General features: G+C 67.1%; 27 protein-coding genes. 18 read left to right on the top strand and 9 right to left on the bottom strand.

The genetic code is table 11. The features are described from left to right. Positions 1 to 24: 24 nt before the first annotated feature. Positions 25 to 1,038: a bifunctional riboflavin kinase/FAD synthetase gene (locus tag ACYQOP_RS06820; RefSeq protein WP_461221818.1), complete on the bottom strand. Its 1,014-nt coding sequence runs from the start codon at positions 1,036 to 1,038 to the stop codon at positions 25 to 27. A 277-nt stretch (positions 1,039 to 1,315) separates the two neighbouring features. Between ACYQOP_RS06820 and ACYQOP_RS06815 the strand changes: the two genes are divergently transcribed. Together ACYQOP_RS06815 and ACYQOP_RS06810 are read left to right on the top strand one after the other, a co-directional pair. Continuing rightward, on the top strand, positions 1,316 to 1,699 hold the full coding sequence (locus ACYQOP_RS06815) for a response regulator (RefSeq protein ID WP_018046001.1): 384 nt from the start codon (positions 1,316 to 1,318) through the stop codon (positions 1,697 to 1,699). Positions 1,700 to 1,754: 55 nt separating this feature from the next. Next, on the top strand, positions 1,755 to 2,288 hold the full coding sequence (locus ACYQOP_RS06810; RefSeq protein WP_056422799.1) for a protein phosphatase CheZ: 534 nt from the start codon (positions 1,755 to 1,757) through the stop codon (positions 2,286 to 2,288). A gap of 43 nt (positions 2,289 to 2,331) precedes the next feature. Here ACYQOP_RS06810 and ACYQOP_RS06805 read toward each other — a convergent pair whose 3' ends face one another. Then, complete coding sequence (locus ACYQOP_RS06805) at positions 2,332 to 3,246, bottom strand: TIGR01459 family HAD-type hydrolase (RefSeq protein ID WP_461221817.1); 915 nt, start codon at positions 3,244 to 3,246, stop codon at positions 2,332 to 2,334. Positions 3,247 to 3,349: 103 nt separating this feature from the next. Continuing rightward, positions 3,350 to 4,831: an EAL domain-containing protein gene (locus ACYQOP_RS06800; protein WP_461221816.1), complete on the bottom strand. Its 1,482-nt coding sequence runs from the start codon at positions 4,829 to 4,831 to the stop codon at positions 3,350 to 3,352. A 285-nt stretch (positions 4,832 to 5,116) separates the two neighbouring features. Here ACYQOP_RS06800 and ACYQOP_RS06795 point away from each other — a divergent pair, with 285 nt between their 5' ends. The 3 genes from ACYQOP_RS06795 to ACYQOP_RS06785 all read left to right on the top strand — a co-directional run bounded on the left by ACYQOP_RS06795 (position 5,117) and on the right by ACYQOP_RS06785 (position 8,049). Continuing rightward, complete coding sequence (locus tag ACYQOP_RS06795) at positions 5,117 to 5,338, top strand: heavy-metal-associated domain-containing protein (RefSeq protein ID WP_056422806.1); 222 nt, start codon at positions 5,117 to 5,119, stop codon at positions 5,336 to 5,338. 237 nt (positions 5,339 to 5,575) lie between these two features. Then, complete coding sequence (locus tag ACYQOP_RS06790; protein ID WP_207411104.1) at positions 5,576 to 7,249, top strand: formate--tetrahydrofolate ligase; 1,674 nt, start codon at positions 5,576 to 5,578, stop codon at positions 7,247 to 7,249. A gap of 113 nt (positions 7,250 to 7,362) precedes the next feature. Next, positions 7,363 to 8,049 (top strand): polyamine aminopropyltransferase, encoded by a 687-nt coding sequence (locus tag ACYQOP_RS06785; protein ID WP_311275613.1) that lies wholly within the window; start codon positions 7,363 to 7,365, stop codon positions 8,047 to 8,049. Between the two features lie 12 nt (positions 8,050 to 8,061). Here the strand turns inward: ACYQOP_RS06785 and ACYQOP_RS06780 are convergent, their stop codons facing one another. From ACYQOP_RS06780 to ACYQOP_RS06765, 4 genes are all read right to left on the bottom strand, one after another. After that, positions 8,062 to 8,280: a hypothetical protein gene (locus ACYQOP_RS06780; RefSeq protein WP_056422815.1), complete on the bottom strand. Its 219-nt coding sequence runs from the start codon at positions 8,278 to 8,280 to the stop codon at positions 8,062 to 8,064. A 121-nt stretch (positions 8,281 to 8,401) separates the two neighbouring features. Beyond that, positions 8,402 to 8,695 carry a hypothetical protein gene (locus tag ACYQOP_RS06775; protein WP_461221814.1) on the bottom strand — a complete coding sequence of 98 codons (294 nt, stop codon included), beginning with the start codon at positions 8,693 to 8,695 and terminating at the stop codon, positions 8,402 to 8,404. A gap of 111 nt (positions 8,696 to 8,806) precedes the next feature. Next, positions 8,807 to 9,397 (bottom strand): GNAT family N-acetyltransferase, encoded by a 591-nt coding sequence (locus tag ACYQOP_RS06770; RefSeq protein ID WP_461221813.1) that lies wholly within the window; start codon positions 9,395 to 9,397, stop codon positions 8,807 to 8,809. A gap of 115 nt (positions 9,398 to 9,512) precedes the next feature. After that, positions 9,513 to 9,641, bottom strand: coding sequence for a hypothetical protein (locus tag ACYQOP_RS06765; protein WP_461221812.1), 129 nt, complete (start codon positions 9,639 to 9,641; stop codon positions 9,513 to 9,515). 88 nt (positions 9,642 to 9,729) lie between these two features. On the opposite strand from ACYQOP_RS06765, the gene zapE reads away from it, so the two are divergent. The 3 genes from zapE to ACYQOP_RS06750 all read left to right on the top strand — a co-directional run bounded on the left by zapE (position 9,730) and on the right by ACYQOP_RS06750 (position 14,174). Beyond that, positions 9,730 to 10,875, top strand: coding sequence for a cell division protein ZapE (gene zapE, locus ACYQOP_RS06760; RefSeq protein ID WP_461221811.1), 1,146 nt, complete (start codon positions 9,730 to 9,732; stop codon positions 10,873 to 10,875). A gap of 474 nt (positions 10,876 to 11,349) precedes the next feature. Beyond that, positions 11,350 to 11,829 carry a (2Fe-2S)-binding protein gene (locus ACYQOP_RS06755; RefSeq protein ID WP_056422827.1) on the top strand — a complete coding sequence of 160 codons (480 nt, stop codon included), beginning with the start codon at positions 11,350 to 11,352 and terminating at the stop codon, positions 11,827 to 11,829. Then, the gene (locus ACYQOP_RS06750) at positions 11,826 to 14,174 is read left to right on the top strand and encodes a xanthine dehydrogenase family protein molybdopterin-binding subunit (protein ID WP_461221809.1); all 2,349 of its coding nucleotides are present in this window, start codon (positions 11,826 to 11,828) and stop codon (positions 14,172 to 14,174) included. Before ACYQOP_RS06755 ends, ACYQOP_RS06750 begins: the two co-directional genes overlap by 4 nt. Positions 14,175 to 14,372: 198 nt before the next feature. On the opposite strand, the gene ACYQOP_RS06745 is transcribed toward ACYQOP_RS06750, so the two are convergent. Further along, positions 14,373 to 15,158: a cation transporter gene (locus tag ACYQOP_RS06745; protein WP_461221807.1), complete on the bottom strand. Its 786-nt coding sequence runs from the start codon at positions 15,156 to 15,158 to the stop codon at positions 14,373 to 14,375. A 68-nt stretch (positions 15,159 to 15,226) separates the two neighbouring features. Between ACYQOP_RS06745 and ACYQOP_RS06740 the strand changes: the two genes are divergently transcribed. Both ACYQOP_RS06740 and ACYQOP_RS06735 read left to right on the top strand, forming a co-directional pair. Beyond that, complete coding sequence (locus tag ACYQOP_RS06740; RefSeq protein WP_461221806.1) at positions 15,227 to 15,682, top strand: MerR family transcriptional regulator; 456 nt, start codon at positions 15,227 to 15,229, stop codon at positions 15,680 to 15,682. Between the two features lie 73 nt (positions 15,683 to 15,755). Then, positions 15,756 to 16,151 (top strand): hypothetical protein, encoded by a 396-nt coding sequence (locus ACYQOP_RS06735; RefSeq protein WP_056422839.1) that lies wholly within the window; start codon positions 15,756 to 15,758, stop codon positions 16,149 to 16,151. Positions 16,152 to 16,452: 301 nt separating this feature from the next. On the opposite strand, the gene ACYQOP_RS06730 is transcribed toward ACYQOP_RS06735, so the two are convergent. Then, entirely contained in the window at positions 16,453 to 16,674 is a 222-nt protein-coding gene (locus tag ACYQOP_RS06730) for a hypothetical protein (RefSeq protein WP_018045985.1), read from the bottom strand. A gap of 395 nt (positions 16,675 to 17,069) precedes the next feature. On the opposite strand from ACYQOP_RS06730, the gene ACYQOP_RS06725 reads away from it, so the two are divergent. From ACYQOP_RS06725 to ACYQOP_RS06690, 8 genes are all read left to right on the top strand, one after another. Further along, on the top strand, positions 17,070 to 17,258 hold the full coding sequence (locus tag ACYQOP_RS06725) for a hypothetical protein (protein ID WP_461221805.1): 189 nt from the start codon (positions 17,070 to 17,072) through the stop codon (positions 17,256 to 17,258). Between the two features lie 57 nt (positions 17,259 to 17,315). Next, positions 17,316 to 17,471, top strand: a complete 156-nt coding sequence (locus ACYQOP_RS06720) for a hypothetical protein (RefSeq protein WP_156652680.1) — start codon at positions 17,316 to 17,318, stop codon at positions 17,469 to 17,471. 581 nt (positions 17,472 to 18,052) lie between these two features. Next, positions 18,053 to 19,069: a sulfate ABC transporter substrate-binding protein gene (locus ACYQOP_RS06715; RefSeq protein WP_461225226.1), complete on the top strand. Its 1,017-nt coding sequence runs from the start codon at positions 18,053 to 18,055 to the stop codon at positions 19,067 to 19,069. Between the two features lie 319 nt (positions 19,070 to 19,388). Beyond that, positions 19,389 to 20,246, top strand: coding sequence for a sulfate ABC transporter permease subunit CysT (gene cysT / locus ACYQOP_RS06710; protein WP_056423334.1), 858 nt, complete (start codon positions 19,389 to 19,391; stop codon positions 20,244 to 20,246). Then, positions 20,239 to 21,153, top strand: coding sequence for a sulfate ABC transporter permease subunit CysW (gene cysW / locus ACYQOP_RS06705; RefSeq protein ID WP_461221804.1), 915 nt, complete (start codon positions 20,239 to 20,241; stop codon positions 21,151 to 21,153). Before cysT ends, cysW begins: the two co-directional genes overlap by 8 nt. Before the next feature lie 4 nt (positions 21,154 to 21,157). Continuing rightward, positions 21,158 to 22,204: a sulfate/molybdate ABC transporter ATP-binding protein gene (locus ACYQOP_RS06700; protein ID WP_056422852.1), complete on the top strand. Its 1,047-nt coding sequence runs from the start codon at positions 21,158 to 21,160 to the stop codon at positions 22,202 to 22,204. Positions 22,205 to 22,306: 102 nt separating this feature from the next. Then, positions 22,307 to 22,864 (top strand): DUF4337 domain-containing protein, encoded by a 558-nt coding sequence (locus ACYQOP_RS06695; RefSeq protein ID WP_207411111.1) that lies wholly within the window; start codon positions 22,307 to 22,309, stop codon positions 22,862 to 22,864. A 296-nt stretch (positions 22,865 to 23,160) separates the two neighbouring features. Beyond that, positions 23,161 to 24,507, top strand: a complete 1,347-nt coding sequence (locus ACYQOP_RS06690; RefSeq protein WP_461221803.1) for an L-serine ammonia-lyase — start codon at positions 23,161 to 23,163, stop codon at positions 24,505 to 24,507. The last annotated feature ends 190 nt before the right edge of the window (positions 24,508 to 24,697 follow it).

Raw genomic sequence — 24,697 nt, 5'->3', positions numbered from 1 at the left:
GCGACCCGGTGGCCGCGACGGAATTCAGCCGATCATCGACGGAACGCGGTCGCTTGCGATGAGCGCGCGCGCCTCGGCCGCGTCCACATCCATCCGGGCAATCAGGGCCTCGGCGCCGGAGAAGCGTTCCTCGCCGCGGATGTAGCCCAGGAACTCCACCGCGATGGTCTGTCCGTAGAGATCGCCAGAGAAGCCGAACAGGTTGACTTCGAGCAGGGGAGCGCCGTCGTCGAAGGTCGGGCGCCGCCCGTAGCTCGCGACGCCGTCCCGGACCGATCCATCGGGTAGCCCGATTCGGACGGCGTAGATGCCGTGGGCGAGGCCACAATCGGGCAGCGCCACGTTCGCCGTGGGATATCCCAACGTACGGCCGCGCTTGTCTCCGTGCCGGACCTCCCCGCAGACGAACCAGCGGTAGCCGAGCAGCCGGTTCGCTAGGACGATGTCGCCCTGCCGCAGGGCTTCCCGGATCGCGCTCGACGAGACGGGGGCCTCCCCCTCCCCGATGGAGACGGCGGGAATGATCCGGCATGCGAGGGAGGCCTCCGCGCAGAGCCGAGCCAGCACCTCCGGCGTTCCCTCCCGCCCGCGCCCGAAATGGAAGTCGTGGCCGATCACGACGCCGGACACGCCAAGTTCGCGCTTGAGCAGTTCGTGGACGAAACCGGCGGCAGTCGTCCCCGCCATGAGCGCGTCGAAACGGCGCACGATCAGGCCGTCGAGGCCGAGACGGGCGAAGACGATCTCCTTGGCGGCCGGGCCCGTCAGCCGGAACATCGGCAGGTCGGGAGCGAAATAGGCGCGTGGATGCGGCTCGAAAGTCAGCATCACCGCCGGGAGGCCGCGCTTGTCCGCCTCCTCGCGGACGGCCTCGACCAGGGCGCCATGGCCCCGGTGCACGCCGTCGAAGTTCCCGATCGCCGCGATGGCCCCCGCGAGGGATGCCGGCACCGCCTCGTCCTCGCGGCAGATGATGAAAGGCCGCCCCGACGGGGAGCGGGCTGCGGGACGCGCGGAAAGGTCGTCGGCAGGCGCCATCAGGTTCAAGCGGTCTCGAAAATGCAGCGGCCGAAGGAGCGACCGAAGGGGGAATTCGCGCCGGAACCTGTCGAAAAGCCGGGGGAGGGTCAAGGGAAGTGACGGTCGATCAGTGCGGGATGCAAGATCCCCTGTCCAATTAACCGCTTCGCAATGCGGGGTGCGGTACTTTCACGAACGAGAGGCGGCGCGTGGCGGCGCTTCCCCAAGAAATATTGCCACTGATCCGGTCCGCGGCGCGCCGCACCGGCCCTGCACCGACGGAGCACCCCGACCCATGGCCCTCGATCTCGGCATGCCGATCCTCGTCGTGGACGATTATCAGACGATGGTCCGCATCATCCGCAACCTGCTCAAGCAGCTCGGCTTCGAAGAAGTCGACGATGCCTCTGACGGAACAGCGGCCCTGGCTCGGCTGAAGAACCGCAAATACGGTCTCGTGATTTCCGATTGGAACATGGAGCCGATGACGGGCTACGAGCTGCTGCGCCACGTCCGTGCCGACGAGGCCCTGCGCACCACGCCGTTCATCATGGTCACCGCCGAATCGAAGACCGAGAACGTGATCGCGGCCAAGAAGGCCGGCGTGAACAACTACATCGTCAAGCCCTTCAATGCGGCAACCCTGAAGAGCAAGATCGAGGCTGTCTGCGGCGCTTGAGCCGCAGACCCGCTTTCCCTTCTTCGACGAAGCAGAGTGTCGTGGAGCGATAGGCATGGGCGAGAAAGCACGGACGAACGGCCCTACGCTGGCATCGACACGCCCATCGCTGATCCGCGAGCTGGTCGAGATCGCCGACTACATCGCGCATGTCCGCAAGGAGATCGCGGCCCTGCGGGCGAACGAGCTCACCCGCGACCGGCTGCCGATGGCCCATGTGGAACTCGGCAGCGTCGTCGAGGCGACGGCCGGCGCGACGAACTCGATCATGACGGCAGCCGAGGAAATCCTCAGCCTGCCCAACGACAAGAACTACCGTGCCTCGGTCGAGTCACGGATGAATGATATCTTCGAGGCCTGCACGTTCCAGGACATTACTGGGCAGCGGATCGCGAAGGTCAGCGAATCCCTGCGGCAGCTCGAAAATCGGCTGTCGCGCTTCGCCACCGCCGTGAAGGCGAAGGACGAAAGCGGCACAGATCCGGCGGAGGTGGAGCGCCGGGTTCGGGCCGAGCTCCTCCTCCTCAACGGACCACAGATCAAGGGCCCCGCCACGGCCCAGGACGAGATCGACGCTCTGTTCGCGTGATCAGTCGGGCCTCGCGGCTTTGGAACGATCAAGCCGCGGGAGCCTACCAGACCAATCGTTCGATGACGGCATCCGGGTGGACCTCCTGGCGGGCCAGCCATTCGGCCACCTCGCCGAGCGTGTCGTGTTCGGCCAGGACGCCGAGCTCCTCCGCGTGGATGCCGCGCGCCACCAGCAGGTTCGGGATTCCGTAGGCCGCCGCCCCCGCGATATCGGTACGCAGGGCGTCGCCGACGGCGAGGACGCGGGCGACGTCCGGCGCGGTGCCGCCATCGAGGTCCGCCGCCATCGCGAGCGCCGCCTCGTAGACGGGACGGTACGGCTTGCCGGCATAGGTCACTGAACCACCGATCTCCGCATAGGCTTGCGCGATCAGGCCGGCGCAGGGAATCAACTTCTTCTGGCGCTCGACCACGAGATCGGGATTGGCGCAGATCATCGGCACGTCCCGTGCCCGGAAGCCGGCCAGCGTATCCCGGTAATCCTCCGCCGTCTCGACCGTGTCGTCGAACAGGCCGGTGCAGAGCACCCGCTCCGCCTCACCGGCCGCCACGAGGCGGATATCGAGGCCATCGAAGATCGTCGCGTCGCGTTCCGGCCCGAGATGGTGGATGCGCTCGCCCGGATGCTCCGCGATCAGGCGCCGGGTCAGGTCGCCGGAGGTAAGGATGGCGTCATAGGCCTCGCGCGGCACGCCGTAGCCATCGAGGATGGTCTGGACGCCGGCCCAGGGGCGTGGGGCATTCGAGACGAGGATGACGCGCCGTCGGCGACCGGCTTCGGGCAGGGTGCGGAATCGGATCAGCGCCTCGCCCGCCCCCCGATGAGCCCGCGTCCCGTCATGGAGCACACCCCAGACGTCGCACAGAATGAGGTCGTAGCGCTCGGCGACGTCTGAAAGACCGCCCAGGGTCGGGATCTGCGCCGGCGTTGTGGCGCGCGCGAACGGTTCGCTCATGGATCTGGCCTGACTGGCAAGGAATTCGGGGCATGACGGGATGGCCGACCGGTTAGGCCCGCCGGACTCCGAAATCAACGCATCGGGATCGAAGCAGGGGGCTTCAGCCGGCCCGGCGCAGGAAGTCGCGGAACGGCCGGCGCTGCGGCGGCGGTTCGGGATCGTCGCCGGGTTCCTGAGGTGATGGTGGCGTCTCTGGCGGCGCGGCTTGAACCGGAGCGGCGGCAAGGACCTCGGCCCGCACTGCTCGGGCCGGGGCGAAGACCGAGCCCTGCGCCAGCGGCACGTCGAGGTCGATGAGATCGGGAACGTCGCTCTCGCGCTCGACGGCGTCGGCGACGAGCCGGATGCCGGCCCGGGACAAGGAGGCGACGAGATCGTCCAGGGCGATATCGGGCATGGCCTGGCGGGGATCGGGTCGCAGGAGAAGATCGGCGGGCACCTTGACCTGACTGACGCCCCGATCGGCCAGGGCCAGGGGGTCGAGGCGCAGGTCGACGGGACGGTCCAGGGCGAAGCCCACGCGACCGCGCAGTTCTGCCAGGGCGCCGGCTTGCTCCGCGTCGAGGCTGCGCCAGCTCGACTGGGGCAGTGCGATCACGAGGCGTCCCGACTGCGCGGATTCACCGGCGAGCAGCCGCGGCAGCGTGCGCAGGAAGCCGGGCTCGAACAGGGAATGCGGCGACAGGCCGTACGTCACAGCAGCCTGACTGCCGCGTCCGCTGAGGTGGCGGGCCACCGTGGCGACGAGGGGAAGCATGCGGCGATCGAGTTCGGTGGTTCGCCCATGGCGTTCGAGGGCCGGCAGGAACAGTTCCGGCTTGAGAATGTCGGCGCCGAGTCGCAGGCGCGCCAGCGCCTCGTAGGACACGACCTTGCGTTGCGGCAGAGAGACGATGGGTTGGAGATGGACTTCGAGCCCGCCGCCGTCGAAGGCCGCGACCATGACCGCATCCCGGCTCCGGTCCGGCCGTACCCGGTCCGCGACCGTCTCGGACCGCTCCTGCGGTGGCCAGGCGCGCGGCACCCAGGGCGCCGCAGCGGTCTCGGTTCTCGGCGGCGGGGAAGGCGGCGGGACGATGGAGGCATCCGCGGCGTCACGACGGGCGATCGGGGTCGGAGCGGGAGCGGCCGGTGGCGTTGCCTTCAGGCGGGCGATCTCTCCGTCCTGCGTGGCGACCACGGCGGCGAGTTCGCGGACGATGCCACTGAGCAGGCCGATTTCTGCAGTGACCTCCTCCACGGCGGCATCCACCGAGGATTCCTTGGGGGCCTTGGCCTCCGCCGGGCCGTCCTCCTCGGCGCGGGCGCGCTCGATCCGCATCTGCTGGTCGGCGATGAGCCGGGCCACCGTCTCCAGGCGCACCAGGCGTTGGGACAGGATATCCAGCTCTCCCGAAAGCTTCTCGCACCGCAGGTCGAGCGTGCGCGCCCGGCGCGCGGCCAGGATGGCGACGAGACCACTCATGGCCGCCAGTCCGAAGGCGCCGCCGAGGGGGGAGATCACTGCGAGCGGCGCCAGGACCACGAACCCGATGAGACTCAGGAGCCACGGGCCCGTGCGTCGGCCGACGATCCGGGCCATCGGAATACTCTTATCCTCACGACGATCGAGCGGAGATCACGGGGCCTCGCTCACGGTTTACGCAAATCGAGACAGGCTCCGTTTGTCGCCGAGGCGACGAGGTCCCACAAGATGGGCGCGGGCTGCGTGAACCGGTTTTTTGCCATGTGTTGCATGAGCTTCGAAGCTTGGCTTCAGCCAGCTTGGCAGCGCCCCCGAGGCCTCCCGGACCATCCCCCCTCGCGGCGGGAGGGGATTTGGCTCTACATGAGGTGCGAGACGTGACCCAGCGACGGGAGCGGTTGGATGGATACGAGACGGGTAGACCTGCTGATGCAGGTGGACGGCATGACCTGCGACGGGTGCGCTGAGGCGGTGCGCAAGGCCATTCTGCGGATCGATCCGGAGGCGCATGTCGCCGTCGACCGCGATCACGGCCGCGTGGCGATCACCACCGACGCCCAGAGCCTGACGATCGCCGAGGCGCTGAACCAGGCCGGCTACACGGCGACGGCGATGTCGGGCTGACTCCGCCCCGCACACCGCCTAGGCGGGCGGCCCGCCTGAGCCTCGGCGCTCTCAAATGAAATTTTGCAGACGCGTTGAAAAATTCCGACGCGCTTTTGCTTGCTCCATCGCTCACAGTGATGGCAACGGTGAAGCATGGATTGTTCGCGGGTCGCCGCCGGACGCCGCGAACCCACGATCGTCCACAAGAAGCGTTAAGCGCGACACGCCATCGCGACGACAGACCGGGAGAGACCAATGCCCTCAGACATCGAGATCGCCCGCGCGGCTACCCTGCAGCCGATCACGCAGGTGGCCGAGAAGATCGGCGTGCCGGAAGATGCCCTGCACCATTACGGCCGGCATATCGCCAAGATCGACCATGCCTTCATCAAGTCGCTGGAATCGAAGCCCGAGGGTAAGCTCGTCCTTGTGACCGCGATCAGCCCGACCCCGGCGGGCGAAGGCAAAACCACGACCACGGTCGGCCTCGGCGATGCGCTGAACCGCATCGGCAAGAAGACGGTGATGTGTCTGCGCGAGCCCTCGCTCGGCCCGTGTTTCGGCATGAAGGGGGGTGCCGCCGGCGGCGGCAAGGCCCAGGTCGTGCCGATGGAGCAGATCAACCTGCACTTCACCGGCGATTTCCACGCCATCACTTCGGCGCACAGCCTCGCCGCCGCGCTCATCGACAACCACGTCTACTGGGCCAACGAGCTCAATATCGACGTGCGCCGCATCCATTGGCGCCGGGTCGTCGACATGAACGATCGCGCCCTGCGGTCGATCACCCAGTCGCTGGGCGGTGTCGCCAACGGCTTCCCGCGCGAGGACGGGTTCGACATCACCGTGGCATCGGAAGTCATGGCTGTGTTCTGCCTCGCCCGTGATCTCGACGACCTCGAGGCGCGCCTCGGCCGCATCGTCATCGCGGAGACCCGCGACCGCAAGCCGGTGACGCTGGCCGACGTCAAGGCTACCGGCGCGATGACCGTGCTACTCAAGGACGCGCTGCAGCCGAACCTGGTCCAGACCCTGGAGGGCAACCCTGCCCTGATCCATGGCGGCCCCTTCGCCAACATCGCGCATGGCTGCAACTCGGTGATCGCCACCCGCGCCGGCCTCAAGCTCGGCGATTACGTGGTCACCGAAGCCGGCTTCGGCGCGGATCTCGGTGCCGAGAAGTTCATCGACATCAAGTGCCGGCAGGCGGGGCTGAAACCCTCGGCGGTGGTCATCGTCGCCACGGTGCGCGCCCTCAAGATGCATGGCGGCGTGTCGAAGAAGGAGCTCGGCTCCGAGAACCTCGACGCCCTGGAGAAGGGCTTCGCCAACCTCGCCCGGCATGTCGCCAATGTGCGCGGCTTCGGCCTGCCCGTGGTCATCGGTGTGAACCACTTCTACGCCGATACCGACGCGGAACATGCCAAGCTCAAGGAGCTGTGCCGCGAGAAGCTCGATGTCGAGGCCATCACCTGCAAGCATTGGGCGGAAGGCGGAGCCGGCGCTGAGGAGCTGGCGCAGGCCGTGGTCAAGCTGGCCGAAGGCGAGCAGAAGCCGCTGACCTTCGCCTACGAGACCGACACCAAGCTCACCGACAAGGTCAAGACCATCGCCACCAAGCTCTACGGCGCGGGCGACATCCAGGTGGAATCGAAGGCCGCCACCAAGCTCGCCCAGTTCGAGAAGGACGGCTACGGCAACCTGCCGGTCTGCATGGCCAAGACGCAGTACTCGTTCTCCACCGACCCGAACCTGATGGGTGCTCCCTCGGGCCACCTCATCTCCGTGCGCGACGTGCGGCTCTCGGCCGGCGCCGGCTTCGTCGTGGTGATCTGCGGTGAGATCATGACCATGCCCGGCCTGCCCAAGGTCCCCGCCTCGGAGGGCATCCATCTCGATGCCAACGGGCAGATCGAAGGCCTGTTCTAGCCGGATGCCAATGGCCCCTCCCCTGTCGGGGGAGGGGCGCCTGCCCGGCATCGCGTGATCCCCCGCCCCAGCTGTGATAGCCGGGTCGGCATGCAGTCCCGCCGGCCCCGCTCATGATTCCCTGGCTCGTCCTCGACACCGCACCGATCCCCGGGGACGAGGGCCAGTTGCGGCTGCTTCAGCGCGGCAGCGAATTCTCGATCCAGCTCGGACATAACGAGCTGATGAACAGCCGCCTCAGCGGCTCGGAGAAGGCGCTCGCGACACTCGCGGCGGAGCGGGTCGGAGGCCGCGCGGGCGCGCGTTTCCTGATCGGTGGTCTCGGCATGGGTTTCACCCTGCGCGCGGCCCTCGATGCGTTGCGCCCCGACGCCGCGATCGTCGTCGCCGAACTCGTGTCGAACGTCGGGGAATGGGTGCGCGGGCCATTGAGCGCCCTGTCGGCGAATGCCCTCGATGATACGCGGGTGGACCTGCGGATCGGCGATGTCGTCGGCGCGATCCGCTCGGCGACCGCCGCCTACGACGCCATCCTCCTCGACGTCGATAACGGCCCCGACGGGCTCACCCGGGCGGCCAATGACAGGCTCTATGACGGGGCGGGATTGGGCGCGGCCATGACGGCCCTGCGGCCCGGCGGCGTGCTCGCCGTATGGTCCGCGCATCCGGACCGGACCTTTACTCAGCGCCTTCGCCGGGGCGGGTTCGCCGTGGAGGAGGTTCCTGTCAGGGCCAATGTCACCAGCGGCGCCCGCCATACGATCTGGCTGGCGATGAAACCGGGGCGTGCGCCGCGCTGAACGCCGCCGGATTCACGCCGAATGTCGATTGCGCTCCAGGCGTCGGTTGAGCCGCGTGACGCCGTAGATTTCCGCCAGATGGCGACGGGCCGCCTTCACCGGCGCATCCTCCCGCTCGATGCGGGCCGCCTCGATGACGCGGAGTGTATGGGCGACGCAATGCTCTAGGCGCGTCGTGGCGTGTCCCTCCCGGGAACGCCGATCCTGTGCCGAATTCTCGCCGATGGTCATGAGAAGCCCCCTCCCCGATCGTGATCGAAGGAGCTTCGTTAGCGCCGTGGTGCGGCGGCCATCGGGTGGAGACTTGGCTTCAACAAGGCAGCTTGGCCGTGGCCCTGAACCGCGACCGGACTCAGTCGCGCGTGCTGCCCTCGTTGAACTTGTCGCGGCAGACATACCCGACGAAGCATTTCGCCACGTCCTGGGTGAGTTCGTAGGCGGGTTTGGGCGCTTCCGGCAGGGGACAGAACCCACCGTCGCGGACGATCCTGTCGTAGGTGATCGGCCCCGTCGTCATCACGATGGCCCCGACGCGGTTCACCAGGGCGGCGGCGTCGGCGCAGAGCATGGCGGGGGTCGCTGGCCGCTCCTGCGCCGAAACGGCGAGAGGAGCCAGGACGATGCAGGCAACGAGCACGGATCTCATGGCGGAGTGATCTTTTCGAACAGGGAGCCGGGCGAATGCGAAGCCGACGGCGACGCCCGAGAGTAACCCAGGATAGCGTCCGGCGACCTCGCCGCCAATCCGCTTGATCTCTCACGCCGCTCGTTTCAGCGGCTCGGCGGCGGCGGCCACCGCCAGGGTGAAATCCAGCGCCTCGTCGATCCCCTCGCGCCAGAGGGAGGCGGGCGTCGGACGGGCGAGGACGAGCGCCCCCTCCGCTTCGCCATCGGCCAGGGTCACTTCGGCGCCGAGCTTGGTGGCGAGCCCGCGCATCGGGCCGTTCCGGCTCAGACAGCGGACATGAAGATCGCGGACGCCGCGGTTGCGCGCCGCCGAGACGATCCGCCGAAAGAGGGCATGGCCGAGGCCGTTGCGGCGGAACCCGCGCTCCACGGCGAAGGCCGCCTCCGCATCGCGGCCGAGGCTCAGCCCCGGCACGGGGCCGGTGAGCGGGCGCAATTCGCCGAGCGCACGCAAGGTCCCCTCGACGAAACCGCCGAAGACCAGCCCTTCGACCTTGAGGGCGCGGGCCGCGTAGGCAACGGCCGCGGCATCGCTCACGGCGGCCATGAACCGATTGGCTCTGGTATCGGGGTCGAGCCGCAGGAAATAGGCCTCGACCATGGCTCGGTCGCTGGGCCAGAGGCGCCGGACATTCGGTCCGGTCGAAATGGTGTCGGGCATTGTGCCGTCGTACTCCGGATGACATCGCGCTGATGTGCGCTGGCTCCGGGCGTGACCTCCCTCGAGGAGGCCACGAGATGGCATTGCCGCCGATTTTGTGCAATGCAACAAAACGTCATCCGGCCGTCATGCCGCGCTTGATCCCTCCGGCGACGCGCGGCAGACCGGTCTTCGGGCCTGTCGCCGGACCGGTTCCATCGACGCGCACGCGGCCCTTGCGCCGTCCCGTATCCAAGGTCGCCATCGCCGTGAGTCCCCCCTCAGGTTCCGCATCCTCCGCCGGTTCGCAGGGCAGTGATTCTCCTGCCGGTCCGGTTTCGGCGCGCTACGACATGCTGGTCTCGACGGGCGCCATCGAGCGCGACCCGGCTCAGATTCATCTGGTCCAGGCCCTCGACAGGCTGGTCCAGGATCTCGACCGGCGGCGTCGGGCGAAGAAGGGCAGCGCGCTCGGCTGGCTGTTCGGCCGCAGCGGCGACAGCGAAGGTCCGCCCAAGGGCCTGTACATCTGGGGCTCCGTCGGCCGCGGCAAGACCATGCTGATGGACCTGTTCCACGAGGCGGCGCCGGGCAAGAAACGCCGCGTTCATTTCCACGGCTTCCTGTCGGATGCCCATGAGCGCATCCATGCCCACCGGCAGGCCCTCAAGGCGGGCACGGCCAAGGGTGACGACCCGATCCCAGTGGTGGCCGACGCCCTGGCGGACGAGGCGACGCTGCTGTGTTTCGATGAGTTCACCGTGACCGACATCGCCGACGCGATGATCCTCGGCCGGCTGTTCGGGGCGTTGTTCAAGCGCGGCGTCACCGTCGTCGCGACGTCCAACGTCGAGCCCGACCGGCTCTATGAAGGCGGGCTCAACCGCGCGCTGTTCCTGCCCTTCGTCGCGGAGTTGAAGAGCCGGGTCGAGATCCTGAAGCTCGATTCCCGCACGGATTTCCGCCTGGAGAAGCTCGGTGGCGCTTCGGTCTATCATGTGCCTGCCGACGAGACGGCCGCCGCCGCCCTCGATCAGGCCTTCAAGGGGCTCACCGGCAAAGCCCGGGGCAAGCCTGCCACGATCCGCGTGAAAGGCCGCGAGGTGGCCGTGCCGGAGGAGGCCGCCGGCGTCGCCCGGTTCGGCTTCGCCGACCTTTGCGCCCAGCCGCTGGGCGCCGCCGACTACATGGCCATCGCCCATTCCTTCAAGACGGTGATCCTCTCGGACATTCCGGTGATGGGCGAGGCGAACCGCAACGAAGCCAAGCGCTTCATCACCCTCGTCGACACGTTCTACGATGCCCACGTGAAACTGATCGCCTCGGCCGCTGCCGAGCCGACCGGTCTCTACACAGCGACCGAGGGCCGAGAGGCGTTCGAGTTCGACCGCACGGTCTCGCGCCTCATCGAGATGCGCTCATCGGAATACCTCGCTCTGCCCCATGGGCGCGGTGATTCCGAGGCGAGCGGGTCCAGCTTCGGCCTCGTGGAGACCTGATCGAGGCGAAGTGCCGGACGGTTCAAGCACCGTTATGTCGAAGCGATTCGAAAGGTTTGGCGCTTCACCGAGGCCCGCTGGAGCGATGTCTGCAGAGCCGGCATAAACAACGAGCGACATTCGAAAGCGTCCCAGACGCCCGATACGTACTGTGCGCAACAGCACATCGAATCCTCGGCCGAGCTTCACGAAAGTGACGCCCGTGGCTGCCGGCCGTTGCACCGCAGCACCCCTACCGTTTAATTGGATTCATTATGAGGTACGGGGCGTGGGGGCTTCGTGCACTGCGACGGTTCCCTGTCGAGGGGCGCCGGATCCGCTGCCGCACCTCAGGGACGTTTCGATGCGGGACGGCGACGATGTCGCGCGCGCCCCGCGCCTGAGTGACGACCTCCAAGGTATTCGCGAGCCCAACGGATCGGTAGCCCGCCGATCTCGACCGGTCCGTGGCCTGATCGATGACAGGATAGACCGATGATCAAACTCACCGTGAACGGGGCTGAACGCAGCTTCGACGGCGATCCCGACATGCCGCTGCTGTGGTTCCTGCGTGACGAAGTCGGCCTCACCGGCACCAAGTTCGGTTGCGGCCAGGCCCTGTGCGGCGCCTGCACGATCCATCTCGGCGGCACTGCCGTGCGCGGCTGCGTCACCCCCATCTCCGCAGCCGAAGGCCAGGAGGTGGTGACCATCGAGGGGCTTTCGCCCGATGGCAACCATCCGGTCCAGGTGGCCTGGCGCGACCTGAACGTCTCGCAATGCGGCTATTGCCAGTGCGGGCAGATGATGCAGGCGGCCTCCTTCCTGAAGGAGACGCCGAAGCCCAACGACGCCCAGATCGACGAGGCCATGAGCGGCAACCTCTGCCGCTGTGGCACCTATCCGCGCATCCGCGCCGCGATCCATCAGGCCGCCGGAAACGCGCCGGCTGCCAACAAGGGAGAGCGCCTGTGATTCACGACGCACAGATCATGGCCGACCTCGCCACCGAGACGACCGCCGCCCCCGAAGCGCCCAGCGCTCTCGCCAATGTCAGCCGCCGCGCCATGCTCGGCGGCATGGGCGCCCTGGTGCTCGCCCTGTCCTGGCGTGATTCCGCGCGTGCCGAGGACAAGAAGGACGAGCCGAAGAAATTCGGCGCCGATGCCATGCCGCATGGCTGGCAGGACGACCCGAAGGTGTTCGTGGCCATCGCGCCGGACGGCACCGTGACCATCACCTGCCACCGCTCGGAGATGGGCCAGGGGGTACGCACCTCCGTCGCCCTCGTCGTCGCCGACGAGCTCGAGGCGGATTGGGCCAAGGTGAAGGTCGCCCAGGCCTGGGGTGACGAAGCTCGTTTCGGCAACCAGGACACCGACGGCTCGCGGAGCTTGCGCCACTTCTTCCCGCATCTGCGCCATGCGGGTGCGGCGGCGAAGGCCATGCTGGTCCAGGCCGCCGCCAAGCAATGGGGCGTGCCTGCAGCGGAAGTGAAGGCCGAGAACTCGGTCCTCAGCCATGCCAAGTCGAAGCGCACGCTCGGTTATGGCGACGTAGCGGCGGCAGCCTCCGAACTCGCCGTGCCCGCTCGCGAGAGCGTGACCCTGAAGGATCCGAAAGCCTTCAAGTTCATCGGCAAGGGCAAGATCGGCCTCATCGACAACCAAGACTTCACCACCGGCAAGGCCATGTACGGCCTCGATACCCGTCTCGACGGGATGCTCTACGCCCTCGTTGCCCGCCCGCCGGTCTTCGGCGGCAAGGTGGCGAGCTACGACGATGCCGAGACCATGAAGGTCCCCGGCGTGGTCAAGGTGTTCAAGATCGACACGCCCGAGATCCCGTCCGAGTTCCAGCCGATCGGCGGCGTCGCCGTCATCGCCAAGAACACCTGGGCGGCAATGAAGGGCCGCGACGCCCTGAAGATCACCTGGGACGACGGCCCGAACGCCCATTACGATTCGGTCGCCTTCCGCGGCGAGTTGGAGAAGGCGGCACGCGCGCCCGGCAAGGTCGTTCGCAACCAGGGTGACGTCGACGGTGCCATGGCCAAGGCCAAGCAGCGGATCGAGGCCGAATATTTCGTGCCCCATCTCGTCCAGGCCCCGATGGAGCCGCCGGCCGCCACCGTGCGGATCAAGGACGGGTTCTGCGAAGCCTGGGCCTGCACACAGGCTCCCCAGGCGACCCATGACCGCCTGGCCAAGAAGCTCAACCTGCCTGCCGACAAGGTGCGGGTGAACGTGACGCTGCTCGGCGGCGGCTTCGGCCGCAAGTCGAAGCCCGATTACGTGCTCGAGGCGGCCCTGTGCTCCCAGGCCGTGGACGGTGCGCCGGTCAAGCTCACCTGGACCCGCGAGGACGACCTCCATCACGGCTACTACCACACGATCTCGGTGGAGCGCCTGGAGGCCGGCCTCGACGACAAGGGCATGCCGGTGGCCTGGCTCCACCGTTCGGCGGCGCCCACGATCGGCTCGATCTTCGCCGCCGGCGCCAAGAACGAGCTGCCCTTCGAGCTCGGGATGGGACTGACCAACACGCCGTTCGCCGTGCCGAATATCCGGCTCGAGAACCCGGCGGCCGACGCGCATGTGCGCATCGGATGGTTCCGCTCGGTGTCGAACATCCCGCACGCCTTCGCGATCCAGTCGTTTGTCGCCGAGTTGGCGCACGCGGCGGGCAAGGACCCGAAGGAGTACCTGCTGGCCCTGATCGGCCCCGACCGGGTGATCGACCCGACCACCATCGGCGATGTGTGGAATTACGGCGAGGACCCGGCCCGCTACCCGATCGAGACCGCGCGCCTGCGCGGCGTCATTGAGGCGGCGGCCAAGGGGATCGGCTGGGGCCGCAAGCTGCCGAAGGGACGGGGCCTCGGCATTGCCGGGCATTACAGCTTCGTCACCCACACGGCGGTCGCCGCCGAGGTCGAAGTGGGCGCCAAGGGCGAAGTCTCGGTCAAGCGCATCGACATCGCCGTCGATTGCGGGCCGCAGGTCAACCCGGAGCGTATCCGCTCGCAGATGGAGGGTGCCGTCGTCATGGGAATGGGCTTGGCCTTGTCGGCCGAAATCACCTTCAAGGACGGGCGCGCGCAGCAGAACAACTTCGACGGTTACGAGATCACCCGTCTCGACGCCGCCCCGAAGGAGCTGCACGTCCACCTGATCCAGAACAACGACTACAGCCGTCCGCTCGGCGGCGTCGGTGAACCGGGCGTCCCCCCCGTGGCGCCGGCCATCGCCAACGCGGTCTTCGCCGCCACCGGCCGCCGCATCCGGCAGCTGCCGATCCGCGACCAGCTGAGCTCGTAAGACCGCAACACTCTTCGGCCCCTTTCTTGTAAGGGGCCGAAGATTTTCCGGATCAGCGACGTCATCCCGGGGCTGCGCAGCAGAGTCCGGGATCTAGAAACGCCGACAGCGCAAGGTCCTGTACCTTTGGTGGCTCTGGATTCCGGGCTCGCCTTCGGCGCCCCGGAATGACCACGTCATATCAAGGTGGTCCCCCCCTCACTCGGCCGCCAAGACCCGCGCCTCCCGGTTCCCCTCGCGATACTCGCCCCAGGCCTGTTTCAGGATCTGGACGGAGGAGGTGAGGAAGATACCGGCCATCAGGGCGGCGACCGCGAGGTCCGGCCAGGCGGATGTGGTGCCCCAGACGGCGAGCGCCGCGCCCATCACCACGATGTTGCCGATGGCATCGTTGCGCGAGCACAGCCAGACGGAGCGGACATTGGCGTCGCCGTCCTTGTAGCGCATCAGCAGCAGCACCGAGGCGACGTTGGCGGCCAATGCCAGCAGGCCGATCCCGCCCATCCATTCCGCGCTCGGCACGCCGAGGACGAGCGTCTGGTAGATCGTCGAGCCGAAGACCCAGACCGCCATCAGGCTGAGGCTTACCCCCTTGGCCAGAGCCGCCAACGAGCGGGTGCGAAGGCTCGCACCGATGACCGCGAGGCTGAGGCCGTAGGTGACGGTATCGGCCAGGAAGTCGAGGGCGTCGGCCTTCAGCGCCTGCGAACCAGCCGCCTGGCCGGCCGCCATCTCGGTGACGAACATCGCACCGTTGAGGGCGATGACGAACCACAGCACCCGTTTATAGCGCGGATCGACCCCGTCGAAGACCGGAACGCCGCCGCTGCAGCCGCAGGATTCCTCGTGGGGCGAGGCCTTCGGAGCCTGCGTCGCCACGGCGTGGTCGTGCGCGCCCCCCGTGCCAGGGGCATGATCGTGGGAATGCACATGCGTGTGGGTTTCAGTCTGGTTCAGGCTCGTGCCGCAGCAGGATTCGGCCATGGCTCTCTCCTCGTTTCGTCGTTAAACAGGAGCCTACAAGCTCTAGCGACTAGAGGATCAAGCGGAAAATGACGTTCCCGATCGGAATTCTGTCGCGCCGCGCCGGAGTGAAGGTGCCGACGATCCGCTATTACGAGCAGGTCGGGCTGATGCCGTCGCCCCCGCGTACCGACGGGCAGCAGCGCCGTTATGGCGACGCCGAGGTGGCAAGGCTCAACTTCATCCGTCACGCGCGCGAACTCGGCTTCGAGGTCGATGCGATTCGCGAACTTCTCGCCATGAGCGCGCAACCGGAGGAATCCTGCGCCGAGGTGGACCGCTTGGCGCGACGGCACCTCGCGGAGGTGGAGCAGCGCATCACCCGGCTGATCGCCCTGCGTACGGAGCTGCAGCGCATGGTGACGGAATGTGGCCACGGGCGGGTGGGGGAGTGCCGGGTCATCCAGGTGCTGGCCGACCACGGTGAATGCGACCACGACCATGGCGGTGGGCGGCCGGGATCGACAGGGTTCGCCGAGGCGTAAACTTCGCCGCGTCAGGGGAGCCGAAGGGGACGGACACGGGTTGTCCCGTCACAGCCCCCCTTGAGGATACCCCATGATTCAGAAATCCCGTCCCCTCGCCGTGTTGCTGGCTGCCGGCTTCACCGTCGGCCTCGCGGCGGGCCCGGCCCTCGCCTCACCTTGTTCGGAAGAGATCGCGCGCCTTGAGACGCGGGTGAAGGACGAGGCGACGGGCGCCATCTCCGCCTCGACCTCGGGTAAGGCGGCGGCCGGCGCGCGCGAAGGCCAGGGAGAAACCGCGCAGGGAGGCAATGCCTCCACCCCGGCCGCTCCGCCGGAGAAATCCGCTGAGGCGGGAAAAGGCGCCGATGCCGCGATGCAGGCCAAGGTCGCCCTGGACGAGGCGCGCACCGCCGACGGCAAGGGCGACGCCCAGGCCTGCAACGCGGCGGTCGAGCGGGCCAAGAATCAGCTCGCCAAGGCTCCGTGAAGCGAAGGGCCGATGGGTCCGGTCGAGCTTTCGGGCATCGTCGCGGCGCACCGGCCGGGGGAGCCCGGCACGGTGCCTGCGGCCTGCACGTGGGCCGGATGGGTGATGGCCCAGCGGGTCGTGAAGGATGTCCTGGCAAATCGTGAAAAGAGAAGGTTTTTCTTTTTGAGGCCGTTTCGGACATCCGCCCCGACCAGCGTCGTCTTGGCGAAGACGTGGAGTGTGCGGCGCTCGGCCCATCCCCGTCTTTAGGCGGCGCAGGAGGGCCGCAGCCGACGTATCGAGGACCCCTGTGGGGGTGTTACGCAGCCGCGCTCAAGGCGTGTTTGTTGCCCTGAATGCCGGCACAAAGATCGTCGATCTCCGCAAGATCTAGACTTTCACCTGAGTGACTTGCAATTGCATCGATCAGGTGATCTTGCCGAGGATCGAAAGGATGGCCCTGAAGGCGATAGAATTGATAGTAACGCAGCGCCGCTAATACGGTGTCACGTTCTCGCACTGTGATGGTGATGGTCTGCATTCTTTGAAGATCTCCCCTTCATGCGATTTTTGCTCTCCGAACACTTGAATCCGACTCAGTGAGCGAGAGCGTTGTAACCCCGCTTCGGCGCAGCCGTCCACAGCTGGAAACCATTCGGTAACCCTGTTTGCGGATCGGCAGGGGGCTTGGCCGGACGCAACCCTTTGCACCCGCGCCGTTTCCTCCCGGAGGTATGGCTGGCGGATTTATTTCGCTTCGAAAAATGTAAAATGTCATTGACAGATAAGGGAAAACGGGACGCTCGCCCTAGAAGCTTGGCCTTACAGACTTTTTACGGAAATGGATAAAATTGTTCTTAACCATTCCCTGGCAGCCTACCGGTCAGGGCCGACCCAGTCCCTCCTTGGGAAGTCGGCATGAGCGGAGTTCCCCTCATGACCAAAATGCAGCCGGATGACGGGCAGGACGGTCGGACGCCGCGGGGCAGGCCGGTATCGCTCACGGCGAGCGTGCGACGCCATCTCGGTTTGAACCTGCGGGCCCATTACGCCGATTCGCTGATCGAACTGGTTGGCGAACGCATCGAATCCCTGCTGTCGAAGCTCGGTCGGCGGAAGGGGTGACCCGTTACAGGCGCGATCCGTCAGAGGGATGAGCGAGACGACACACAGCGTTCAGAATTGCGGTGCTATCGGTCGCGCCTACGTGCTGGACCTGCCCGGCCCGTCTTCCGCCAACCCGCGAAATCCCATCCCATGACCGTCCTCGTTCTCGTCGTCGCCGGAAACATCCTGCTCGCGACCCTGTTCTCCCTGGTCGCCCTCGCCTCCGACTGAGCCGTTCCTCGAAGGGACGCCTGCGCAGGCACTGCTCCTTCTAGACCAAGCCTGTCCCGATCTCCTGATTCTCAGGCGTTCGGGAAGCCCTTCTGCCAGCATAACCGGCTGTGGGTTCCCGCATCCGGTTTTCCGTCGTGTCTGGCCGGAATGGCGCGCTATCGCTGCTCCATGACCGACCCCACCTATGAGACACTCCGCGCGTACGAACCCGGGAAACCGGGCCGGATGCTGCAATGCACATTGGCGCCGGAAATGTTACGGAACGTTCGTTCTATAGAACCAGCCGACCGAGGCTATATATTCTACTTTAGCGGATATAGATAGAACATATTTCTATAGCAAATGTTTTCCTCCTCACGCCTTCGCTTTCGTAAGGAGAATTGCCTATCTAGAACGAAAGAGGCACCCCTCGGTCAAGCTTGACATTGTTCTTTAAAACGAACGAAACCTAGCGCCACCGAGGCGTCGGGACGGCTTTGTCCCGCAGCCGCGATGTAGCCGGAGACGAACCTGTGAGCTCGAACCTATCCTCCCCGCCGAATGCCCGCCGTCTGTCCAGCCGCAGACGTGTCATTGCCCTGTGCGCCGGTTCGCTCGGCCTAGTCTCGGCAGGGTTCGGGTCCGCGCTGTTCGCCACCGGCAGCGCCCAGGCGCAGACCGAACTCCTCAACGTCTCCTACGACCCGACGCGGGAACTCTATAAGGAGATCAACGCGGCCTTCATCGAGGAGTGGAAGGCGAAGACCGGCGAGACGGTCACCATCCGCGCGGCCCATGGCGGCTCAGGCTCGCAGGCCCGCACCGTCATCGACGGCATCCCGGCCGATGTGGTGACCCTCGGCATCCCCTCCGACATCGACGCAATCAGCCGCATCTCGAAGAAGATTCCTGCCGATTGGCGCACCAAGCTGCCCAATGAAGGCCTGCCCTACACCTCGACCGTGGTGTTCCTCGTGCGCAAGGGCAACCCGAAGAACGTGAAGGATTGGGGCGATCTCGTGAAGCCCGACGTGAAGGTAATCACCCCGAACCCGAAAACCTCCGCCGGCGGCCGCTGGAACTTCCTCGCGGCCTGGGGCTACGCCTACGAGAAGGAAGGCAAGAACGCGGACAAAGCCAACGCCTTCGTCGGCCAGCTCTACAAGCAAGTGCCGGTGCTCGATACCGGCGCGCGCGGCTCCACCGTGACCTTCGCCCAGCGCGGTCTCGGCGACGTGCTGCCGACCTGGGAGAACGAAGCCTATCTGGTGTTCGAAGAGTTCGGCCGCGACAAGTTCGACGTGATCGTTCCGCCGACCTCGATCTACGCCGAGCCGCCGGTCGCCCTCGTGGATGCCAATGTCGACAAGAAGGGCACCCGCAAGCAGGCCGAGGCCTATCTCCAGTTCCTCTATTCGGACGCGGCGCAGGCGATCTTCGCCAAGCATCATTACCGCCCGATCAAGCGTGAGGCCGCCAAGCCCGAGCATCTGGCGCAGCTGCCCGAACTGAAACTTTTCAAGATCGAGGATCTTCAGGGCAACTGGGACGATATCCAGAAGAAGAACTTCGACAATGGTGGGCTGTTCGACCAGCTGAGCAAGCCGGCGCCGTAGCGCGCCCCCCCGGCCGACTATAGGCACACATGTCGCGGTATGCGCGCTACCCTGCCCTCCTCCCCCTTGCGGGGAGGAGTAGGAGGTGGGGGTGGTTGTGCGACCCTGATGCTGCGGAGGCTGGCGGAGCCACCCCCACTCCTAGCCTCTCCCCACAAGGGGGAGAGGGACGCGCTCTGCCTTGAAGAGCAGGTGTGTGAATCTAGCAGCCGTCACGGGGAGGGTGCCCAGGGAGCAGGGGGCGACCTCAGCCGGACACCGTGCCCGCTTCCCGACCCGCCGATGCGTGAGCGAGGCGATCCATTATCAGGACCACCCCATGGCAGAGCCCCCTCTGCGTCCGAGACGACGCTTCCGTCAGCCCAGTGTGATTCCCGGCTTCGGGATCACCTTCGGTTATACCCTGACCTGCCTCGGCATCATCGTGCTGCTGCCCCTGGCCGCTCTCGTCGCCCGCGCCTCCGGCCTCGGCCTGTCGGGAATTTGGGCGGTCGCCACCGATCCGCGCGTCGCCAGCGCCCTGCGCGTAAGCTTCGGGGTTTCGCTCCTCGCGGCGCTGACCGCCTCGGTCTTCGGCTTCCTCATCGCCTGGGTTCTCACCCGCTACCGGTTTCCCGGCCGCAAGATCGTGGACGCGGTGGTGGATCTGCCCTTCGCCCTGCCGACCGCCGTCGCCGGCATCGCCCTGGCCTCCCTGTATGCCCCCAACGGTCTCGTGGGCGAACAGCTCGCCAAGCTCGGGATCGAGGCCGCCTATACGCCGGTGGGCATCTACATCGCCATGGTCTTCATCGGCCTGCCCTTCGCCGTACGGACGGTGCAGCCCCTGATCGTCGAGATCGACAAGGAGATCGAGGAGGCATCGGCTACCCTCGGCGCCGGCCGCTGGCACACGCTGGTGAAGGTGGTGCTACCGCCCCTGATCCCGGCCGTGCTCACGGGCTTCGCCCTCGCCTTCGCCCGCGGCGTCGGTGAATACGGCTCGATCATCTTCATCGCCGGCAACCTTCCCTACGTCTCCGAGATCGCCCCGCTCCTCATCGTCATCAAGCTCTCGGAATTCGATTATGGGGGCGCCTGCGCCATCGCGACGATCATGCTCGGGATCTCGTTCCTGACCCTGCTCGCCATCAACCTGATCCAGGCCTGGAGCCGCAGGAGGTTCGGTTATGTCTAGCGCCGTCGTCGGAAACCCGGATGTCCGGGATCCCGATCTCCAGGCCGGAGGTCCGCCCGCCCGCGCACGGAGCGTGGTCACGGAAGGCCGTGTCGTCCGGGTGGTGTTGATCGGGGTCGCGGTGGTCTTTCTCGCCCTGTTCCTGGTGCTGCCGTTGGTGACGGTGTTCATCCAGGCCTTCGCGAAAGGCTGGTCAGCCTATCTCGCCGCCTTCACGGAGGCGGATGCACGCTCGGCGATCCGCCTGACCCTGCTGACGGCGGCCATCGCCGTGCCGTTCAACCTCGTCTTCGGCATCATGGCCTCCTGGGCCATCGCCAAGTTCGAGTTCCGCGGCAAGAACCTGCTCGTGACCCTCATCGACCTGCCATTCTCGGTCTCGCCGGTGGTCTCGGGGCTGATCTACGTACTCGTCTTCGGGGCCCAGGGCCTCCTCGGCCCGTGGCTGATCGCTCACGACATCCAGGTGATCTTCGCCGTTCCCGGCATCGTGCTCGCCACGATCTTCGTCACCTTCCCCTTCGTCGCCCGCCAGCTGATCCCGTTGATGCAGGAACAGGGAACCGCCGAAGAGGAAGCGGCGCTGACCCTCGGCGCTTCGGGCTGGCACGCTTTCTGGACCGTGACGCTGCCCAACATCCGCTGGGGCCTGCTCTACAGCGTGCTCCTCTGCAACGCCCGGGCGATGGGCGAATTCGGCGCGGTGTCGGTGGTCTCAGGCCATATCCGCGGATTGACAAATACGCTGCCGCTCCACGTGGAGATCCTCTACAATGAGTACAACTTCGTTGCCTCTTTCGCCGTCGCTTCCCTCCTTGCCGGCCTCGCTCTTGTCACCCTCCTCGTCAAATCACTCCTCGAATGGCGCTTCAGTGCCGAGATCGCAGCGGGCGCACGGGGTCACTGACCCGGTGGGTTCGTCCACGGCGATCCGGGTCGAGAACCTGTCGAAGACCTTCGACACGGCGGCGGTGCTGCACGACCTCTCCCTCGACGTGCAGGCGGGCGAATTGCTGGCGCTGCTCGGCCCCTCGGGCTCGGGCAAGACCACGCTGCTACGCATCATCGCCGGGCTCGATTTTCCCGATCGCGGCCGCATCATCTTCGGCGGCGACGATGCCACGCGGGTTCCGGTGCAGGAGCGGGCCGTCGGCTTCGTGTTCCAGCATTACGCCCTGTTCAAGCATATGAGCGTGGCCGAGAACATCGCCTACGGCCTCAACGCCCGGAAGCGTGCGGACAGGCCGGCCAAGGCCGAGATCAAGCGCCGGGTCGGCGATCTCCTCGATCTCATCAAGCTCTCGGGCTTCGCCGACCGCTACCCGTCGCAACTCTCCGGCGGCCAGCGCCAGCGCATCGCGCTCGCGCGCGCCCTGGCCGTGGAGCCCCGCGTGCTGCTGTTGGACGAGCCCTTCGGCGCCCTCGACGCCCAGGTGAGGAAGGACCTGCGCCGCTGGCTTCGCGAGATCCACGACCGCACCGGCCAGACCACGATCTTCGTGACCCACGACCAGGACGAGGCGCTGGAGCTCTCCGACCGCGTCGCCGTCCTGTCCAAGGGCCGACTCGAACAGATCGGCACCCCGGACGAGGTCCAGGAAAACCCGGTCTCCTCCACCGTGCTCAAGTTCCTCGGCGACACGATCGAAGTCGAGGCGATCGTTCAAGGGGGCGAGGTGCGGGTCAACGGCCGGCTGACCCCGGTCAAGGCACCGGCCGGCCTCGTCGGCCCGGTCAAGCTCTATGCGCGACCGTGGCAGCTGCAATTCGCCGAGCCCGACCAGGCCCATCTCGAAGGCCATGTGCGTTCGTCCTACCGCAGCCAGGGCCGCCAGCGGATCGAGGTGGACCGCCCCGAAGGCAAGACCGTCGTGGTGGAGGCCTCCGATACCCACCGCCTCGCCGCCGGCCGCCCGGTCGGGCTCAAGATCATCGCCGGCTACGTCTTCAAGGATTGAGGAGCCGGACGATGCGGCCCCGAAACCGCCGAGGAAACGGTTGCGCTTCCTCGGCGGATCGGCTGTGACTCCCGCCGTCGAACACGAGAGGGAGCATCCGGCATGTCGGGTCACGGAGCCATCGAAGGCTCGAACAAGAAGGTCGCGCTGCTGATTTCGGTGCTGGCGCTGTTCCTGGCGCTGGCCGAGACCCTGGCCAAGGGGGCGCAGACCGAGGCGCTCAGCGCCAATGTCGAATCCTCCAACCAATGGGCCTATTACCAGGCCCGCACCATCCGCGGCACCATCCTCAAGACTGCCGACGAAACCCTCGCCCTGATCCCTCCGGAGACGGCCAACGCACCGGCCATCGCCGCCAAGCGGGCCGAATGGGCCAAGACCATGGCGCGCTGGGAATCGGACCCCGCCACCGGCGACGGGCGCAAGGAGCTGCAGGAGAAGGCGCGGGCCTCGCAGGAGCATCGCGACCTCGCGCTCCACCGCTACCACCATTACGAATTCGGCTCGGCCGCCTTCCAGATCGGGATCGTGCTCGCCTCGGCCCAGGTCATCACCGGCATCGCCGCACTGACGCTGGCGGGCGGGTTCCTGGGCGTCGCCGGCCTCGTGATGCTGGGCTTCGGCCTCTACGCGCCGCACTTTCTGCCGTTCTTCCACTGATACCGGACCTCGATGAGCCGGACTCATCAAGGTCTGCCCGCGCGACGGCGCGGCGGCGGTCGTCCGCAAGACCTCACCGGCCCTGGTCTTTGGGTCAGGTTCAGTGAGGCCTGATATGAGCCGGAGCATCGCCCCGCCACGCGGCCCGTCGGGGCGGAACGTGCCCGGCCCGGATTTCGCAGGTCGGACGGCGCACTTGCGAAGACGGGGCGCGATCTTCAGATCACGGTCCGTCTGATGAGCGATCGCACTGCCGCGTGGTGGCGCGACGCTGCGGATGAGGCGGACCGGGACCGATGATCAGCGCTTTCGACCTGTTCAAGATCGGGATCGGCCCGTCGAGCTCGCATACGGTGGGGCCGATGGTGGCGGCCCTCGATTTCCGCGAGCGGACGCGGCGGCGTACCGGCCTCGCGCGCATCCGCGCCGAGATCTTCGGCTCCCTCGCCTGGACCGGGCGCGGGCACGGGACCGATGTAGCCATTCTTCTCGGCCTGCTCGGTCATAGCCCCGCCGGGATCGACCCCGACCGGGTCGACGAATACGTGGCCGAAGCGAAGCGGACGGGCAGGCTCGGCCTCGGCGGACCGGCTTTCGCCCTCGAGACCGATCTCGTCTTCAACTTCACCGAGGTGCTGCCGGTCCATACCAACGGCATGCGGTTCCGCGCCCTCGACGAGCATGGCGGCGTGCTCGACACGGTCACCTGCTATTCCATCGGCGGCGGCTTCGTGGTCGGCGAGGAAGCGGCGGCGGTGGGCGAGGCAATGACGTTTCCGCTGCCCTATGCCAGCGCCGCCGATCTGCTGGCGACATGCCTGCGCACCGGCTTTTCCATCGCCCAGGTCCAGCGCGCCAACGAGGGCGCGAGCCGCAGCCGCGAGGCCATCGACGAGGGGCTGGACGCCATCCGCGACGCGATGTTCGCCTGTATCGATCGGGGGCTTCGCCAGACCGGCGAACTGCCCGGCGGCCTCAAGGTGCGGCGGCGGGCCAAGAAGCTGTTCGAGGATCTGGAGGCCAACCGCCACCTCAACGCCCGGCCGGCCCACGAGATCATGGACTGGATCAGCCTGTTCGCCCTCGCGGTGAACGAGGAGAACGCTGCCGGCGGCCGGGTGGTGACAGCCCCCACCAACGGCGCGGCCGGGATCGTCCCGGCCGTCCTGCGCTACGCCCGCGACTTCTGCCCCGGCTGGTCGGACGAGCGCGGCCGCGAATTCCTGCTGGTCGCGGCCGCCATCGGCGGCCTCATCAAGAGCCGCGCCTCGATTTCCGGCGCCGAGGTCGGCTGCCAGGGGGAGGTCGGCTCGGCGGCGGCCATGGCGGCGGCCGGCCTCGCCGCGCTGCTCGGCGGCTCGACCCTGCAGATCGAGAACGCCGCCGAGATCGCCATGGAGCATCATCTCGGCATGACCTGTGACCCGATCGGCGGCCTCGTCCAGATCCCCTGCATCGAGCGCAACGCCTTCGGCGCCAACAAGGCGGTGGTGGCCGCCTCCCTGGCACTACGCGGCGACGGCATCCATCGGGTCAGCCTGGACGAAGTCATCGAGACCATGCGCCAGACCGGCAACGACATGCAGGCGAAGTACAAGGAGACCTCGCTCGGCGGTCTCGCGGTGAACGTGGCGGCGTGCTGAGGGGGATATTCTCCTCGCTGTAAAGGAGGCGGTCGGTCGACGAGCATCCCCCCTCTCCCCGCTCGCGGGGAGAGGGCCGCGACGACCCCGTCGTCGGCGAGGCGAGGCGGCAGCCGACGGTGAGGGGGGCGATTCCGAAGGAGCCACGTCCGGAATCGCCCCCTCACCCTCGCTTCGGCTTCGCCTCTCG

The sequence above is a fragment of the Methylobacterium sp. CM6247 genome, from assembly GCF_054817925.1.
This window is presented reverse-complemented; position numbering and strand designations above follow the sequence as displayed.